Source organism: Bordetella genomosp. 9, assembly GCF_002119725.1.
Taxonomy (GTDB): Bacteria; Pseudomonadota; Gammaproteobacteria; order Burkholderiales; family Burkholderiaceae_B; genus Bordetella_C.
Window position 1 is genome coordinate 38,238 of record NZ_CP021109.1, and the last position, 15,523, is coordinate 53,760.

The 15,523-nt window shown below is 66.8% G+C and carries 13 protein-coding genes; 4 read left to right on the forward strand and 9 right to left on the reverse strand.

Going from position 1 to position 15,523, the window contains the following annotated elements:
• Positions 1 to 62: 62 nt before the first annotated feature.
• Together CAL13_RS00180 and CAL13_RS00185 are read left to right on the forward strand one after the other, a co-directional pair.
• A complete protein-coding gene (locus tag CAL13_RS00180) occupies positions 63 to 1,253 on the forward strand; it encodes an acetylornithine transaminase (protein WP_086071160.1) in 1,191 nt (396 codons plus the stop codon).
• Positions 1,254 to 1,654: 401 nt separating this feature from the next.
• Positions 1,655 to 1,993, forward strand: coding sequence for a DUF4148 domain-containing protein (locus CAL13_RS00185; protein WP_086055706.1), 339 nt, complete (start codon positions 1,655 to 1,657; stop codon positions 1,991 to 1,993).
• A gap of 252 nt (positions 1,994 to 2,245) precedes the next feature.
• Here CAL13_RS00185 and CAL13_RS00190 read toward each other — a convergent pair whose 3' ends face one another.
• From CAL13_RS00190 to CAL13_RS00210, 5 genes are all read right to left on the reverse strand, one after another.
• The gene (locus CAL13_RS00190; RefSeq protein ID WP_086071161.1) at positions 2,246 to 4,273 is read right to left on the reverse strand and encodes an acetyl/propionyl/methylcrotonyl-CoA carboxylase subunit alpha; all 2,028 of its coding nucleotides are present in this window, start codon (positions 4,271 to 4,273) and stop codon (positions 2,246 to 2,248) included.
• A gap of 12 nt (positions 4,274 to 4,285) precedes the next feature.
• The gene (locus tag CAL13_RS00195) at positions 4,286 to 5,893 is read right to left on the reverse strand and encodes a carboxyl transferase domain-containing protein (RefSeq protein WP_086055708.1); all 1,608 of its coding nucleotides are present in this window, start codon (positions 5,891 to 5,893) and stop codon (positions 4,286 to 4,288) included.
• A 14-nt stretch (positions 5,894 to 5,907) separates the two neighbouring features.
• Positions 5,908 to 7,089, reverse strand: coding sequence for an acetyl-CoA C-acyltransferase (locus CAL13_RS00200; protein ID WP_086055709.1), 1,182 nt, complete (start codon positions 7,087 to 7,089; stop codon positions 5,908 to 5,910).
• Between the two features lie 73 nt (positions 7,090 to 7,162).
• Entirely contained in the window at positions 7,163 to 8,341 is a 1,179-nt protein-coding gene (locus CAL13_RS00205) for an isovaleryl-CoA dehydrogenase (protein WP_086055710.1), read from the reverse strand.
• A 207-nt stretch (positions 8,342 to 8,548) separates the two neighbouring features.
• Complete coding sequence (locus CAL13_RS00210) at positions 8,549 to 8,929, reverse strand: MerR family transcriptional regulator (protein WP_086055711.1); 381 nt, start codon at positions 8,927 to 8,929, stop codon at positions 8,549 to 8,551.
• A gap of 68 nt (positions 8,930 to 8,997) precedes the next feature.
• Between CAL13_RS00210 and CAL13_RS00215 the strand changes: the two genes are divergently transcribed.
• Positions 8,998 to 10,071, forward strand: a complete 1,074-nt coding sequence (locus tag CAL13_RS00215) for an MBL fold metallo-hydrolase (protein ID WP_086071162.1) — start codon at positions 8,998 to 9,000, stop codon at positions 10,069 to 10,071.
• 40 nt (positions 10,072 to 10,111) lie between these two features.
• Here the strand turns inward: CAL13_RS00215 and CAL13_RS00220 are convergent, their stop codons facing one another.
• The gene (locus CAL13_RS00220; RefSeq protein ID WP_086071163.1) at positions 10,112 to 10,738 is read right to left on the reverse strand and encodes a LysE family translocator; all 627 of its coding nucleotides are present in this window, start codon (positions 10,736 to 10,738) and stop codon (positions 10,112 to 10,114) included.
• Positions 10,739 to 10,834: 96 nt separating this feature from the next.
• Here CAL13_RS00220 and metC point away from each other — a divergent pair, with 96 nt between their 5' ends.
• Positions 10,835 to 12,034, forward strand: a complete 1,200-nt coding sequence (gene metC / locus CAL13_RS00225) for a cystathionine beta-lyase (RefSeq protein WP_086055714.1) — start codon at positions 10,835 to 10,837, stop codon at positions 12,032 to 12,034.
• Positions 12,035 to 12,091: 57 nt separating this feature from the next.
• On the opposite strand, the gene CAL13_RS00230 is transcribed toward metC, so the two are convergent.
• From CAL13_RS00230 to argS, 3 genes are all read right to left on the reverse strand, one after another.
• Positions 12,092 to 12,736, reverse strand: coding sequence for a thiol:disulfide interchange protein DsbA/DsbL (locus CAL13_RS00230; protein WP_086071164.1), 645 nt, complete (start codon positions 12,734 to 12,736; stop codon positions 12,092 to 12,094).
• Between the two features lie 306 nt (positions 12,737 to 13,042).
• The gene (locus CAL13_RS00235) at positions 13,043 to 13,786 is read right to left on the reverse strand and encodes an SPOR domain-containing protein (RefSeq protein WP_086071165.1); all 744 of its coding nucleotides are present in this window, start codon (positions 13,784 to 13,786) and stop codon (positions 13,043 to 13,045) included.
• A 6-nt stretch (positions 13,787 to 13,792) separates the two neighbouring features.
• On the reverse strand, positions 13,793 to 15,478 hold the full coding sequence (gene argS / locus CAL13_RS00240) for an arginine--tRNA ligase (protein WP_086055717.1): 1,686 nt from the start codon (positions 15,476 to 15,478) through the stop codon (positions 13,793 to 13,795).
• Between the last annotated feature and the right edge of the window lie 45 nt (positions 15,479 to 15,523).

A 15,523-nucleotide genomic window follows, 5' to 3' on the forward strand; every position in this document is an offset into this window, starting at 1 on the left:
TTACTCCCTTGCCCGCCAGCAGTTGCGGGCAAGTTTCCTTCTTCCTCCTTTCAGGAACCGCCATGGAATTCAGCCAGTACAACGTCAACACCCTCATGGAGATCACCTCCCGCCCGGACCTCGTGTTCGTGCGAGGACAGGGATCCTGGCTGGAGGACAACACCGGCAAGCGATATCTGGACTTCATCCAGGGCTGGGCGGTGAACTGCCTGGGCCATAGCGCTCCGGAAATGCTGCAGGCCCTGAACGAGCAGGCCGCCAAGCTGATGAACCCGTCGCCGGCTTACTACAACGAGCCGTCCCTGCAGCTTGCGCAGCGCCTGACCCGGGCGTCGGTGTTCGACCGCGTCTTTTTTGCGAACAGCGGCGCGGAAGCGAACGAAGGCGCCATCAAGCTGGCGCGCAAGTGGGGCCGCGTCAATCGCAACGGCGCGTACAAGATCATCACGATGAACCACAGCTTTCACGGCCGCACGCTCGCCACCATGTCGGCGTCCGGCAAGCCGGGCTGGGACACGATGTTCGCGCCGCAGGTGGACGGCTTCCCCAAGGCCGAGCTGAACGACCTGGAGTCGGTGCGCAAGCTCATCGATGCACAAACGGTGGCCGTCATGCTCGAGCCGGTACAGGGCGAAGGCGGCGTGATTCCCGCCACGGTGGAGTTCATGCAGGGCCTGCGCAAACTGGCCGACGAGCATGGCATTCTGCTGATCGTCGATGAAGTGCAGACGGGCATGGGCCGCACCGGCACCATGTTCGCTTACCAGCAGTTCGGCATCACGCCCGACATCATGACCCTGGGCAAGGGCATCGGCGGCGGCGTGCCGCTGGCCGCGCTGCTGGCGCGCCAGGACGTGAGCGTGTTCTCGCACGGCGAACAGGGCGGCACGTACAACGGCAACCCCCTGATGACGGCTGTTGGCACTGCTGTGTTCGATGCCTTGAACGCGCCGGGCTTTCTCGACACCGTCAAGGCGCGCGGCCGCCAGCTTTCGGAAGGATTGATCAAGCTGTCGGAAAAATGGGGCATGCGCGGCGAGCGCGGCCTCGGCCTGCTGCGCGCGCTGGTCATGGACCGCGATGATGGTCCTGCCATCGTGGAGGCCGCCCGCAAACTGAATCCGGAAGGTCTGCTGCTGAACGCCCCGCGCGGCAATCTGCTGCGCTTCATGCCGGCGCTGAACGTCACCGAAGACGAGATCGAAAGCATGCTGAAGACGCTCGACGGAATCATCACCGCGATGCGCCGTTGAACGCCGCTGCCGTTGCACGCGGTCCGCGTCCCTCAGCGGCCGCGGCGGCAGCCCTCGGGCGGTGGGGATCCGGGCGGGCATTCCGCAGAAATCGGCTTCTTCGGAAGCCGATTTTTTTGGGTAGTGATCGCGAATTGCCGCGGGACCGGCAACGGCAGCCACCACCTATGACAACCCCGGGCCGATTGAATTCTTATATCGACCATCTTGTAATCGGCCCGATATCGACAACAATTACCTATAAATTCGGAAAGATCAATTCCGTCCTAAGGGTTTATCCCTAACCCCCGAAGGCGCAGAATGCACTTCATCGGGAACGCAACGGACACAGCTGGCGGCGGATTCCTCCCACGCGAAGCGGTGCCCCTCCCGGCCATTCAACAGGGATTAGGAGAAGTGTCATGAAAGCCAAAACCATCGCTACCGCTTTGATTCTGTCGTTTGCCGCCATCGGCGCCGCGCAAGCCGGCACCCCGCGTGGCGATATCGATAACACCCCCTTCCAAGGCGTCTACGGCCAGGATGACAACGGCGTGAGCCGTGCCCAGGTCGTCGCTGAACTGCAGCAAGCCCGCGCCGCCGGCCTGACCGGCAATAGCGAGCCCGACAACACGCCCTTCACCGCGCAAGCCGACAACGGCGTGTCGCGCGCGCAGGTCGCCGCCGAAGTGCAAGCCGGCAACGGCTCGTCGCATGTTGCCTTCGGCGACCCCGACAACGCGCCGTTCGAAGGTGTCTGATCGCGGCTGCGCAAAACGCCGGCGGCGCGCCGCCGACGCGGCGAAATGCCTGACGAAAGCTCGTAAAGACAAAGGCGCCGGCCCGGTGAGCCGGGTCAGGCGCGAGGAAGTCCTGCCGTCCGCGCCAGTACGGGCGGGCGGTTCCCCGGCGAGAGGCGGGGATGCTGTGTGGCAGTCCTCTCGTGCAGTACGTCGGCCCCCTTTCGGGGGCCGATTTTTTTGCCTGGAGGCTTTGTGGCGCCGTCGTCTGCGCTATGCCTGGCCCTGATCCAGCGCAATCAGTACCGCGCCTTCCGGCACCTGGTCGCCGACGCTGAAGAAGATCTCCCGTACCGTGCCGTCGGACGCCGCGGCGATGGTGTGCTCCATCTTCATCGCCTCCATGACGAGCAGCGCCTGGCCCTTGCTCACCGCATCGCCGGCCCGCACGCCGATGGAGATGATCTTGCCCGGCATGGGCGCCGTCATGTCGCCGCCGTGTTCGCCATGGTCGTGTCCGGCGCGCGCCAGCGGGTCGTCCAGCCGCAGCACATGGACATCGCCATCCAGGAACACGTGGGCGTCATCGCCGTCCCACACCACGACGCCGCGCATTTCGCCATCTTCGGTCTTGACGGCGATATCCCAGGCGGCCCCGGCGCCCCGCGGCGTGGCGTCCCAGCGCGCGGGGGCGGCCGTCCGTTCGTCCACGCCGATGGTCCAGGCGCCGCCGTCGCGCGCGACACGTACATGGCGGAGGGCGTCGCCCTCCCGCCATGCAATCGCGCGCTCGTAGCGGCCGTCCACGCGCCAGCCGTCGCGTACGTCCCAGGGATCGGACGATACTTCCGCGCCGGCTGCCGCCGTCATGCCGTCCCGCGCAAGCAGCGCGGCGCTGGCCACGGCCAGGACCGCCGGGGTGGCGGGCCGTGAGGGCGGGAGCAGGCCGCTGCGCCGGCGTTCGATCAGGCCCGTGTCCAGGTCTGCCGACGCGAAGGCCTCATCCCGCATGAGCCGGCCCAGGAACGCCGTATTGGTATGCAGACCGACCACCCTCACCTGCCCGAGGGCCTGCGCCATGCGCGCCCGCGCCTCGTCGCGGTCTTTGCCGTGCACGATCAGCTTGGCGATCATCGGATCGTAGTAGGGCGTGATCGTGTCCCCCGCCCGTACCCCGCCGTCGACACGCACCGGGCCGTTGGCGAAAGCGATGTGCGGCGGAAGGTCCAGATGGCGCAACGTGCCGGTGGACGGCAGGAACCCGGTGTCCGGATTCTCCGCGTACAGCCGCGCCTCGATGGCGTGTCCGTGCAGCCGCAGGTCCTGCTGCCGCGCCGGCAGCGGTTCGCCGGCCGCCACGCGCAGCTGCCACTCGACCAGGTCGAGCCCCGTGATCATTTCCGTGACGGGATGCTCGACCTGCAGCCGCGTATTCATTTCCATGAAATAGAAGCGGCCGTCGGGCTCCACGATGAACTCGACGGTTCCCGCCCCAACGTATCCCACCGCGCGTGCCGCGGCCACGGCGGCCTCGCCCATCGCCTGGCGGCGCGCCGCCGTCATCCCGGGCGCGGGGGCTTCCTCGATCACTTTCTGGTGCCGGCGCTGGACGGAGCAATCGCGCTCGAACAGATAAATGCATTGGCCATGGCTGTCGGCGAAGACCTGGATCTCGATGTGACGCGGCTTCTGCAGATAGCGTTCGATCAGCACGCGGTCATCGCCGAAGCTGGCGGCAGCCTCGCGGCGGCACGAGGCCAGTGCGTCCGCGAATGCCGCGCCCTCGTGCACGATGCGCATGCCCTTGCCGCCGCCGCCGGCGCTGGCCTTGATCAGCACGGGATAGCCGATGGCATCGGCCTGGCGCCGGAGAAATTCGGCGTCCTGGTTTTCGCCGTGATAGCCGGGCACCAGCGGCACGCCGGCCTTTTCCATCAGCTGCTTGGCCGCGGATTTGCTGCCCATGGCCGCGATGGCGTCGGCTGGCGGACCGACGAAGACGACACCCGCGGCCGCGGCGGCTTGCGCGAACGCCGCGTTCTCTGACAGGAAGCCGTAGCCGGGATGGATGGCCTGCGCGCCGGCATTGCGCGCGGCTTCCAAGATGAGGTCGCTGCGCAGATAGCTGGCCCGCGGTTCGGCGGGGCCCAGGCGAACCGCCGTGTCGCATGCCGCGACGTGGGCGGCATGCGCGTCGGCGTCGGAATACACGGCCACGGTGCGGATGCCCATGCGGCGGGCCGTGGCGGCGATGCGGCAGGCGATCTCGCCGCGGTTGGCAATTAGCAGGGTCGAGAACACGGGGTCTCCTCGTTACATGCGGAAGACGCCGAAGCGGGTTTCCGGGATGGGCGCATTCATCGCGGCGGATAAACCAAGCCCGAGCACGCGTCGGGTGTCGGCGGGCGCAATGATGCCGTCGTCCCACAGGCGTGCGGTGGCATGATAGGGGTGCCCTTCGCGCTCGTACTGTTCGCGGATGGGGGCCTTGAAGGCTTCTTCTTCCTCGGCGCTCCATGTGCCGCCCTTGGCCTGGATGCCGTCGCGCCGCACGGTGGCCAGCACGCTGGCCGCCTGCTCCCCGCCCATGACCGAGATGCGCGCATTCGGCCACATGAACAGCAGGCGCGGCGAATAGGCGCGACCGCACATGCCGTAGTTGCCGGCGCCGAAGGAACCGCCGATCAGAACGGTGAACTTGGGCACCGCCGCCGTTGCCACGGCCGTCACCATCTTTGCGCCATGGCGCGCGATGCCTTCGTTTTCATACTTGCGGCCCACCATGAAGCCGGTGATGTTCTGCAGGAACACCAGCGGAATACGCCGCTGCGCGCACAGTTCGATGAAATGCGCGCCTTTCTGCGCCGACTCGGAAAACAGGATGCCGTTGTTCGCGACGATGCCCACCGGCATGCCGTGCAGATGCGCGAAGCCCGTGACCAGCGTCTGTCCGTAGCGCGCCTTGAATTCATCGAAGTCGGAATCGTCGACGATGCGGGCGATCACTTCGCGCACGTCGTAAGGCTTGCGTGTGTCGGCGGGGATGATGCCATTCAGTTCCTGCGGGTCGTAACGAGGCTCGCGCACCGGCTGCAGGGCCAGCGGGCGCGGCTTGACCCGGTTCAGGCGCGCGACGGCGTCGCGCGCCAGCCGCAAGGCGTGATGGTCGTCCGCCGCCAGATGGTCGGCCACGCCCGACAGGCGCGTATGCACGTCGCCGCCGCCCAGGTCTTCGGCGCTGACTTCCTCGCCCGTGGCGGCCTTCACCAGCGGCGGCCCGCCCAGGAAAATGGTCCCCTGGTTGCGCACGATGATGGACTCGTCGCTCATCGCGGGCACATAGGCGCCGCCGGCCGTGCATGACCCCATCACCACCGCGATCTGCGCGATGCCGTCGGCCGACATCACCGCCTGGTTGTAGAAGATGCGCCCGAAGTGGTCCCGGTCGGGAAAAACGTCTTCCTGGCGCGGCAGGTTGGCGCCGCCGGAGTCGACCAGATAGATGCACGGCAGCCGGTTCTGCGCCGCGATCTCCTGCGCGCGCAGGTGCTTCTTCACCGTCATCGGGTAGTAGGTGCCGCCCTTCACGGTGGCGTCATTGCAAACAATGACGCACTCGGTGCCCGACACCCGCCCGATGCCGGTGATCAGGCCGGCCGCTGGCGCTTCGCCGTCGTACATGCCGTGCGCCGCCAGCGGCGACAGCTCGAGAAACGGCGTGCCGGGATCGAGCAGACGCTCGACGCGTTCGCGCGGCAGCAGTTTGCCGCGCGAGACATGGCGGGCGCGCGCCGTTTCGCCGCCGCCTTGGGCGGCCTGCGCCATCTGCGCCCGCAGATCGTCCAGCAAGGCCTGCATGGCGCGGGCATTGTCCTGGAAGTCCTGCGCGCGCGGATTGATGCGGGATTCGATAATGGCCATGAGCCGCGTCCGCCTCAGATCATTTCGATGGCCATGGCGACGGCTTCGCCGCCGCCGATGCACAGGGTCGCAACGCCGCGTTTGCCGCCCTGCTTGCGCAAGGCCCCGACCAGCGTCGCCACCAGGCGCGCGCCGGAGCACCCGATGGGATGGCCCAGCGCGGTCGCGCCGCCATGCACGTTGACCTTGTCATGCGGAATGCCGAAGTCTTTCATGACGCCCATGGTGACCACGGCGAAGGCCTCATTGATCTCGTAGAGGTCGACGTCCTCGGCGCGCCAGCCGCTCTTCTGGAAAAGATTCTTCAACGCGCCGATCGGCGCGGTGGTGAACCAGTTCGGTTCCTGCGCGTGCTGCGCATGGCTGACGACGCGGGCCAGCGGTTTCACGCCCAGCTTTTCCGCCGTCGACAGGCGCATCAGCACCATGGCGGCCGCCCCGTCGGAAATGGACGCCGAGCTGGCCGCCGTGACGGTGCCGTCTTTTTTGAAGGCCGGCTTGAGCGTAGGGATCTTCTCGGGCAAAGCCTTGGTCGGCGCCTCGTCGGTATCGACGACTACGTCGCCCTTGCGTCCGGCCACCGTCACCGGCGCGATTTCCCATTTGAAGCTGCCGTCTTCGGTGGCGGCGCGCGCGCGGCGCAGCGATTCCAAGGCGAAAGCGTCCTGCTGGTCACGCGTGAATTCGAAGCGCGCCGCGCAATCCTCGGCAAACACGCCCATGGCAGTGCCGCGCTGGTAGGCATCTTCCAGTCCGTCCAGCGCCATGTGGTCGTAGACGGTGGAATGGCCGTAGCGATAGCCCTGGCGGCCCTTCAGCAGCAGATAGGGAGCGTTGCTCATGCTCTCCTGTCCGCCGGCCACGACGATCTGCGCCGAGCCTACGGCCAGCATGTCGTGACCCAGCATGGCGGCCTTCAGCCCGGAGCCGCATACCTTGTGCACCGTGGTGCATGCCACGCCGATGGGCAAGCCCGCACCCAGCGCGGCCTGGCGCGCCGGCGCCTGGCCCTGGCCGGCCTGCAGGACGTTGCCCATCAGGACTTCATCGACCTGTTCCGGCTTGATCCCGGCGCGTTCGACGGCGGCCTTGATGGCGACCGAACCGAGCTCATGCGCGGCCAGGCTGGACAGGCTGCCCAGCATGCCCCCCATCGGGGTGCGGGCGACGGAAACGATAACGACGGGATCAGACATGATGACTCCTCTTGCAGCGGTGGCGACGGCGCCGCCACGACGGGCATGACGCGGGGCCGCGCGATGGACGGGTTCAGGCGGTTTCGTTGAAGAGCTCTCGGCCGATCAGCATGCGCCGGATCTCGCTGGTGCCAGCGCCGATCTCATACAGCTTGGCGTCGCGCCACAGCCGCCCGGTCGGGAATTCGTTGATATAACCGTTGCCGCCCAGGATCTGCACGCCTTCGCCGGCCATCCAGGTCGCCTTTTCGGCGGCGTAAAGAATCAGGGCCGCGCAGTCCTTGCGCACGCGGCGCACGTGTTCGGTACCCAGTTTGTCCAGGTTGCGGCCGACGGCGTAGCAGAATGCACGGCAGGCCTGCAGGCCGGCGTACATGTCGGCGATCTTGCCCTGGATCAGCTGGAATTCGCCGATGGGCTGGCCGAACTGCCGGCGTTCATGGATGTAGGGGACCACCACATCCATCACGGCCTGCATGATGCCCAGCGGTCCGGCGGCAAGGACGGCGCGTTCGTAGTCAAGACCGCTCATCAGCACCTTTACGCCGCCGTTGATTTCGCCCAGCACGTTTTCCTCGGGCACTTCACAGTCCTGGAAAACGAGCTCGCCGGTATGGCTGCCCCGCATGCCCAGCTTGTCGAGCTTTTGCGCCACCGAAAAACCGCTGAATCCCTTCTCGACCAGGAATGCGGTGATGCCGCGCTGCTTCGCCTGCGGATCGGTCTTGGCGTAGACCACCAGCGTGTCGGCATCCGGGCCATTGGTGATCCACATCTTGCTGCCGTTCAGCACATAGCGGTCGCCCTTCTTTTCCGCGCGCAGCGTCATGCTGACCACATCGGAACCGGCGCCGGGCTCGCTCATGGCAAGCGCGCCGACGTGTTCGCCGGAGATCAGCTTGGGAAGGTAGCGGCGCTTCTGCGCCTCGGTGCCATTGCGGTGGATCTGGTTGACGCACAGGTTGGAGTGCGCGCCATAGGACAGACCTACCGACGCGCTGGCGCGCGAGATCTCCTCCATCGCGATCATGTGGGCCAGGTAGCCCATCTGCGCGCCGCCATAGGCCTCGCTGGCGGTCATCCCGAGCACACCCAGGTCGCCAAGTTTTTTCCACAGGTCCATGGGGAACTGGTCGCTGCGGTCGATCTCCGCCGCTCGGGGCGCGATCTCGGCCTGTGCGAAACGGCGCACGGTATCGCGCAACAGCTCCAGGTCTTCGCCGAGGTCGAAGCTCAAACCGGGAATGTCCATGCCTGTCTCCAGAAAAGCGGGTGCTTACATAGGCGCCTGCAAGGGCAGGCGGGCACCACGTATCGGGGGTTGCAGCCGGCGGCCGGACTATCTTGCGCCCGGCGTTGCGGCCGATGCAATGCTGCGCCGCCTATATTACGTTTACGTAAACGTTATATCAATACGCCGTCCGTGTGCCGCCCGGGCCCGCGGGCACGGCGCACCGCCTCAGGCCTGGACTTCGAGCAGGCGCCGGCATTCCGCTTCCTGGCTGGCGATTTCCGCCAGCGTGTCGTCGATATCGCGGCGCTGCTGTTCCAGGATTTGGCGGTGGCGCGTCAGGATCGCCAGATATTCCCGCAGCTGCGCTTCGGTTCCGCCCGGGCCGTCGTACATGTCGATGAGGCTGCGGATTTCCGCCAGTTGCAAGCCCAGCCGCTTACCCCGCAGCGCGAGTTTCAGCCGGGTGCGGTCGCGGCTGCTGTAGACGCGGTTGCGCCCGTCCCGCGCGGGGCTGACGATGCCCTGGTCCTCGTAGAACCGGATGGTGCGGGGCGTGATGTCGAATTCGCGCGCGAGTTCGGAAATAGTCCAGGATGTGGGCGACATGGCATTGGCAGCTTACGTAAACGTCAATTATGATGGCCTGGAGGCCACCGTCAAGCTGGAGATGCGTCATGAACCCGAATGAGCACAAGCTGGAGTATCCATGGGGCGAGAGCCAGCCCGAACCGGGCGCCGCCCGGGAGATCGCTCCGGGCGTCCGGTGGATACGCATGCCCCTGCCGTTCGCGCTGGACCATATCAATTTATGGCTGCTGCGTGACGAAATCGACGGCCGCCAGGGCTGGACCGTCGTGGATGCCGGTATCAGCCGGGACGAGGTCAAGGCGCTCTGGAACCGCATCTTCGACGAGCAACTGGACGGTCTGCCTGTCCTGCGCGTGCTGGTCACCCACATGCATCCGGACCACGTTGGCCTGGCGGACTGGATCTGCCGCCGCTGGGATGCTCCGTTGTGGATGACGATGACCGACTATGCCGTGGCCTGCCTGTTTTCCCGTGGCGGCGCCCTGGGCGGCAGCGGCGGCGCAGGCGCGGGCGGCGACAGCGCGGTGGCGCACTTCGCGCGGCATGGCTTGTCCGACCCCCAGGCGCAGGAGCAGATCCGCCAGCGCGCGGGCTATTACCCCAACCTGGTGCCCTCGGTGCCAGGGCACTTCACCCGCATCATGGACGGCGACAGCATCCGCGTGGGTGCGCATGACTGGCGCGTGATCGTCGGCTACGGCCATGCGCCCGAGCATGCGTCGCTTTATTGTCCGGCGCTCAATGTGCTGATCTCGGGCGACATGGTGCTGCCGCGCATATCGACGAATGTGAGCGTGTTCAATTACGAGCCCGATGCCAACCCCCTGCCGCTGTACCTGCGCAGCCTGGACGGGTATGGCGACGTTCCGGCAGATGCGCTGGTGCTGCCTTCGCACGGCCGGCCGTTCAAGGGCCTGCACGAACGCATCGCGCAACAGCAGGCGCACCATGCCGAACGTCTGCAGGACGTAATGTCGGCGTGCCGCCGGCCATGCAGCGCCGCCGATATCGTGCCGGTGCTGTTCAAGCGCCAGCTGGATCTGCATCAGCTGACCTTCGCGATGGGCGAGGCGCTGGCGCACTTGCACGCGCTGTACTTCGAAGGACGCCTGACACGCCGTACCGGCGAGGACGGCGTGGTGCGCTTCGTCGCGGCCTAGGCCGGCTTGCGCATCCCGCCGGGCGGGCCCAGACCTTCCGTCAGCGCACCGACGTCGCCAGCCGCACGGCCAGTCCGGCGAACACCAGTCCCGCGCAGGTATTCAACACGCGCCGGGCGCGAGCCGAGCGCTGCAGCATGGCGCCCGCGGCGCCGGAAAAGACCGCGATCCCGCCGAAAACCAGCATGGTCGCCACCATGAAAACCCCGCCGAGCGCCACGATCTGAAGGCCGACCGGGCCGGCCGCGGGGGCGGTGAACTGCGGCAGGAAAGCCAGGAAAAAGAGCAGCACCTTGGGGTTGGTCAGATTCATAACGATGCCGCGCAGGTAAAGCGCGCGGGCGCCAAGCTTCGGCGCGGCCCCGGCGCCGCCGGCGCCCGCCGGGGCCCGGAACGCCTGCCACGCCAGGTAGGCCAGATACAGCGCGCCCGCCCATTTCAAAAGCGCGAAAGCCACTGGCGATGCCGCGAAAACGGCCGCCAGGCCCACGGCCACCGCGGCGGTATGTCCCAGCAGCCCGGTGCAAAGCCCCAGCACCACCATCAAGCCGGCGGATCGGCCCCATAGCGCCGATTGCATCAGCACGAAAAGATTGTCCGGGCCCGGCGACAGCGCCAGCAGGATGGCAATGCCGAAGAAGGTGGTCAAGGTATGGAGGTCGGGCATGGCGTCACATAACCGGCCGGCATAAAGGCATGGCCGGGCACATCAGTCCAAAGATGGCATCATAGGCGACCTGGATACATCCAAACCTTTCCGCTCATGGCATCCGATTCCAAGCACATCGACACGCTCCTCCAGCACACCGGCATCGCGGATTTCGATCCCGCCAGCGGCGCGGCGCCGGTGGGCTTGCCGCCCGTACGCACGAGCACGGTGCGTTTCCAGAACCTGGATGCGCTTGAAACCGCCGAACGGCGCAAGGCGGCCGGCGAGCGCGTGGTGGCTTACGGGCGCATGGGGCTGGATACCCATGTGGCCCTGGAGGACGTGTTCAAGCACCTGGAGCAGGGCACGCATTGCTACCTGGCGCCGTCCGGCCTGTCCGCCATCACGCTTGCATTCATGTCGCTGCTGTCGGCCGGCGATCATGCCCTGGTGGCGGACAATGTGTACGGGCCCGTCCATGCGCTGGACCATGCCGTGCTCAGCCGGATGGGCATCGAACTGACCTTTTTCGCGCCCAATCACGACGACATCGATACGCTGGTGCGGCCGAATACCCGCGTGCTCTACGTCGAATCGCCCGGTTCGCTGCTGTTCGAGATGCTGGATATTCCTGCGCTGGCCGAAAAGGCGCGCCGGCACGGGCTGGTGCTGGTGAGCGACAACACGTGGGGATCGGGCTACATCTACAAGCCGCTGGCGCTGGGCGCGCAGGTATCCGTGGTGGCGGGCACCAAATACGTGGGCGGCCATTCCGACTTGATGTTGGGTGCGGTGGTGACCAACGACGCGGGCATCGCGCAACGGATCAACAAGACCCAGTATGCAATGGGCTATTCGATCAGCGCCGACGATGCCTGGCTTGCGCTGCGCGGCGTGCGCACCTTGCCGCTGCGGATGGCGCAGCACGCGCGCAATGCCTTGCGCGTTTGCGAGTTTCTGGCCGAACGCGAGGAAGTGGCCCGGCTCTACCATCCGGCCTTGCCGAGCGATCCCGGCCACGCGCTATGGCGCCGCGATTGCACCGGGTCCAACGGCATGATGGCCGCCGCGTTGCGGCTGCCCATGGCCCAGGCGCGCGTCTTCGTGGACGCGCTGAAGCTGTTCAGCATCGGCTATTCGTGGGGCGGCTTCGAAAGCCTGGTGCAGCTCGTGTCGCCGCAGTCGCTGGCGGGACACCGCTATTGGCGTGGCGACGGTCCGGCGGTGGTGCGCCTGCACATTGGCCTGGAGGCGCCGGAAGACTTGATTGAAGACCTGGCGCAGGCGTTGGACAGAGCCCGCGGCGCGGCGTAGACGCCCCCGTGGCCAGGCGGCGCACCGCCAGGGCGCCTCGCCCTTACTTACTCGCCCTTACTTACCTTCGCGCGCCATGGGGATCAGTTTGTTGACTTCATCCAGCGCGCCCTGGTAGCTGTTGCCCGCCATCACCGGCGAGGTCAGATACTTGCCGCCCACCAGGAAGGACGGTGTGCCGTCGATATTGGCCTGCTTCGTCAATTGCGTGGCGCGCTCGGTTTGCGTCTGTACCGAGAACGAATCGAACGCGGATTCGAACTTGGCGCGGTCCACCCCTTGGGAAGCGGCCCAGTCGGCCATCGCGGCCTTGGTGAACAGTTGCTTGCGTTCCTGATGGATGGCGGTGAAAAACTTGGTGTGCAGGTCGGCGCGGTTCAATGTCTGCAGCGTGTAGTACATCTGTTGCAGCGGTTTCATAGCGGCGTTGAAGGCCACCGGCACCTGGACCAGCACGACGTCGGAAGGCGCCTTCTTGGCCCAGTCTTCGACCATCGGTTCCATCGCCGCGCAGTGCGGGCAGGTGTAGGCAAAGAACTCCACCACCTCGATCTTGCCGGGATGGTCATTGGGCAGCGGCGGGTTGACGGCTTGATAGGCCTGCGTGCCGGCCTGCGGGGCCTGTGCCTGGCTGGCGGGCGCGAACAGCAGGGTGGCAGCGAAGGTGGAGACCGCCAGCAGGCGGGTAAGCAGCGTGGTCATATCGTTTCCTGTGACGGAAGGGCCGGGGAATGGCCCGCCCCCGAAGCGCTGTCGCGCCTGCCCATCATGGCGGCGACGCTGGCGGACCGGCGGAGCCGGATCCGCGGCGCCTCCGGCCTGGGAACAGCCGTTTCATGCGGACGTCGGGTTGGGGCCATGGGCGGGTGGGAGTTTAACTTGTGGTGTGCTGGGTACCGCGCGCCTTGTCTGCATGGGGCCGCATCGGGCTGCCCCATGCGCGCATTCTTGCCGCGGCGGCCTGAGCAGACAGACCGTGGCGCACGGGATGAGTTCCGCACGCCGGCGTCATTGGCGCACGACCGCCACCTCGATTTTGTTTTCGCCCAGGCGGGTGCGGGCGCGGTTCATATCGTCCAGTCGCGCGAATGGGCCGACGCGTACGCGGTTGATGGGCTTGCCGTTAACTTCCGCCCGTTGGACCGCGACGGGCAGTCCGAGCAGGAGGATGCGCGCCTTGAGCGCTTCGGCCTCGTCCACGCCGCGGTAGGCGCCCGCCTGCAGGAAATATTTGCCATTGGCGTCCTTGGCGCCGTCCCTGGCGGCCGCCGTATTGGCGCTGGCGACCGTAGCCGCCGTCTTGGACGCCGGTTTGTCCGCGGCTTTCTCCGGGCTTTTTTCCGTCCTCTCGGGCCGTGGCGTTGCCACCGGCGGCGGCTCTGGCGTGGTCGGCAGGGTGGCGATAAGCGCGCCAAGGTCGTCCGGCCCTTGCGGGCCCGAAGGCGTGGCCGGCGCGGCGGGCTGGGCGCCGGGCACTGGAGCCGGCGGCGTGGCGGTGGGGCCGCTCGGCGCGTTGCCCGCGGCGCCGTCGCGTCCATACAGTCCCACATTGGGGTCGGGGGCGTTGCTCAGGTCGGGCAACGGGTTCTGGTCGGCGTGGCGTGAAGCGCGGTCGACGAAGGGAACCGGCGCCCGGGTCACGTAGAAAGCCACGGCGGCGGCGACGATCAGGCCGATCAAGAGCCCTGTGAGCATCCCGTACAGGGTGCCGCCGCGCTCCGACGATCGTTTGGCGGGTCTGCGTTTAGCCATGGCGACCTACATGCGTTGCGGGGCCGAAACGCCCAGCAGCGACAGTCCGTTGGCGATCACCTGCCGCGTCGCGGCGGCCAGCCGCAGGCGAGCGCGCTTGAGCGCGACGTCGTCGACCAGTACCCGCTCGGCGTTGTACCAGGCGTGGAAGTCGGCGGCGCAATCGCGCAGCCAGAAGGCCACGTGGTGCGGCGCGAGTTCCTGCGCGGCCAGTTGGATCACGTTGGGAAACTCCGCCAGACGCTGCATCAGCGCGAATTCCGATGGCGCCGTCAGCAAAGCGATGTCCGCCGCGGCAATGTCCTGCTCGCCTTCGCCGGATTGTCCCACCATGGAGCAGATCCGCGCGTGCGCGTACTGGATGTAGTAAACCGGGTTCTCGTCGCTCTGGGACAGGGCCAGATCGATGTCGAACACGAATTCGGTATCGGCGCGCCGTTGAATAAGGAAGTAACGCACCGCATCGCGTCCCACCCAGTCGATCAGATCGCGCATGGTGACGTAGCTCCCGGCGCGCTTGGAGATTTTCACCTCCTCGCCGCCCCGCATCACCTTGACCATCTTGTGCAGCACGTACGCCGGATAGTCCTTGGGTATGCCCAGGTCCAGCGCCTGCAGGCCGGCGCGCACGCGCGCCACCGTGCCGTGGTGGTCGCTGCCCTGGATGTTCACCGCGCGATGGAAGCCGCGTTCCCATTTGTTGACGTGGTACGCCACGTCCGGCACGAAGTAGGTGTAGCCGCCCTCGCGCTTGCGCATGACCCGGTCCTTGTCGTCCCCGGTACCCAGTTCGGTGGTGCGCAGCCACAGCGCGCCGTCTTCCTCGTAGGTATGGCCGCTGGCCACCAGCTTCGCGACCGTCTGTTCCACCCGCCCGCTGGTGTAGAGCGAGCTTTCCAGGAAGAAGTTGTCAAAAGACAGGTCGAAGGCCTGCAGGTCGCGGTCCTGTTCGCGCCGCAGGTAGGCCACGGCGAAACGGCGGATGTCTTCCAGGTTGTCGACGTCGCCGGTCGCGACCGTTTCCTCGCCGTCGGCGGCGCGCACGGCCGCGCGCGACATGAAGTCCTTGGCGATGTCGACGATGTATTCGCCCTTGTATCCGTCTTCCGGATAGTCCGGCGAATCGGGGCCGATGCCGCGGGCGCGCGCCTGCACGCTCACGGCAAGATTGTGGATTTGGTTGCCGGCGTCGTTGTAATAGAACTCGCGCGTGACGTCGTAGCCGTTGGCGTCGAACAGGCGGCAGATGGCGTCGCCCAGCGCCGCCTGGCGGGCGTGGCCCACGTGCAGGGGGCCTGTAGGATTGGCGGACACGAACTCGACCAGCACCTTCTCGCCGTTGCGGGCGGCGCGGCCGAAGGCGGAGCCCTGTGCGGCGATCGCCGCAAGAACGGCTTGCCGGGCGGCGGGCGTGATGCGGATGTTGATGAAACCCGGTCCCGCCACTTCCGCTGCCTGCACCAGATCCCGCGCACGCGCATCGGCGGTCAGGGCGTCGACGATGGCTTGCGCCAGCTCGCGGGGATTGCGTTTGGCGGCCTTGGCGACCTGCATGGCGACGTTGGTCGCGACGTCGCCATGGGCGGCGACTTTGGGGCGCTCGAGCTGAATCGTCGGACGGGCATCGGGCAGCAGCGTGCCGACCGCGCTTTGCAAAAGGGAAACCAGCAGTTGTTGTTGCTCGGGGAGCATGAGAACTCGGAAAAAGACGGGAAAACAGGGGGCGGGACGCAATGG

Coding starts and splice junctions, on each gene's coding strand:
- CAL13_RS00180 (WP_086071160.1), top strand. CDS start 63: ATGGAATTCAGCCAGTACAACGTCAACACCCTCATGGAGATCACCTCC.
- CAL13_RS00185 (WP_086055706.1), top strand. CDS start 1,655: ATGAAAGCCAAAACCATCGCTACCGCTTTGATTCTGTCGTTTGCCGCC.
- CAL13_RS00195 (WP_086055708.1), bottom strand. CDS start 5,893: ATGGCCATTATCGAATCCCGCATCAATCCGCGCGCGCAGGACTTCCAG.
- CAL13_RS00200 (WP_086055709.1), bottom strand. CDS start 7,089: ATGTCTGATCCCGTCGTTATCGTTTCCGTCGCCCGCACCCCGATGGGG.
- CAL13_RS00205 (WP_086055710.1), bottom strand. CDS start 8,341: ATGGACATTCCCGGTTTGAGCTTCGACCTCGGCGAAGACCTGGAGCTG.
- CAL13_RS00210 (WP_086055711.1), bottom strand. CDS start 8,929: ATGTCGCCCACATCCTGGACTATTTCCGAACTCGCGCGCGAATTCGAC.
- CAL13_RS00215 (WP_086071162.1), top strand. CDS start 8,998: ATGAACCCGAATGAGCACAAGCTGGAGTATCCATGGGGCGAGAGCCAG.
- CAL13_RS00220 (WP_086071163.1), bottom strand. CDS start 10,738: ATGCCCGACCTCCATACCTTGACCACCTTCTTCGGCATTGCCATCCTG.
- metC (WP_086055714.1), top strand. CDS start 10,835: ATGGCATCCGATTCCAAGCACATCGACACGCTCCTCCAGCACACCGGC.
- CAL13_RS00230 (WP_086071164.1), bottom strand. CDS start 12,736: ATGACCACGCTGCTTACCCGCCTGCTGGCGGTCTCCACCTTCGCTGCC.
- CAL13_RS00235 (WP_086071165.1), bottom strand. CDS start 13,786: ATGGCTAAACGCAGACCCGCCAAACGATCGTCGGAGCGCGGCGGCACC.
- argS (WP_086055717.1), bottom strand. CDS start 15,478: ATGCTCCCCGAGCAACAACAACTGCTGGTTTCCCTTTTGCAAAGCGCG.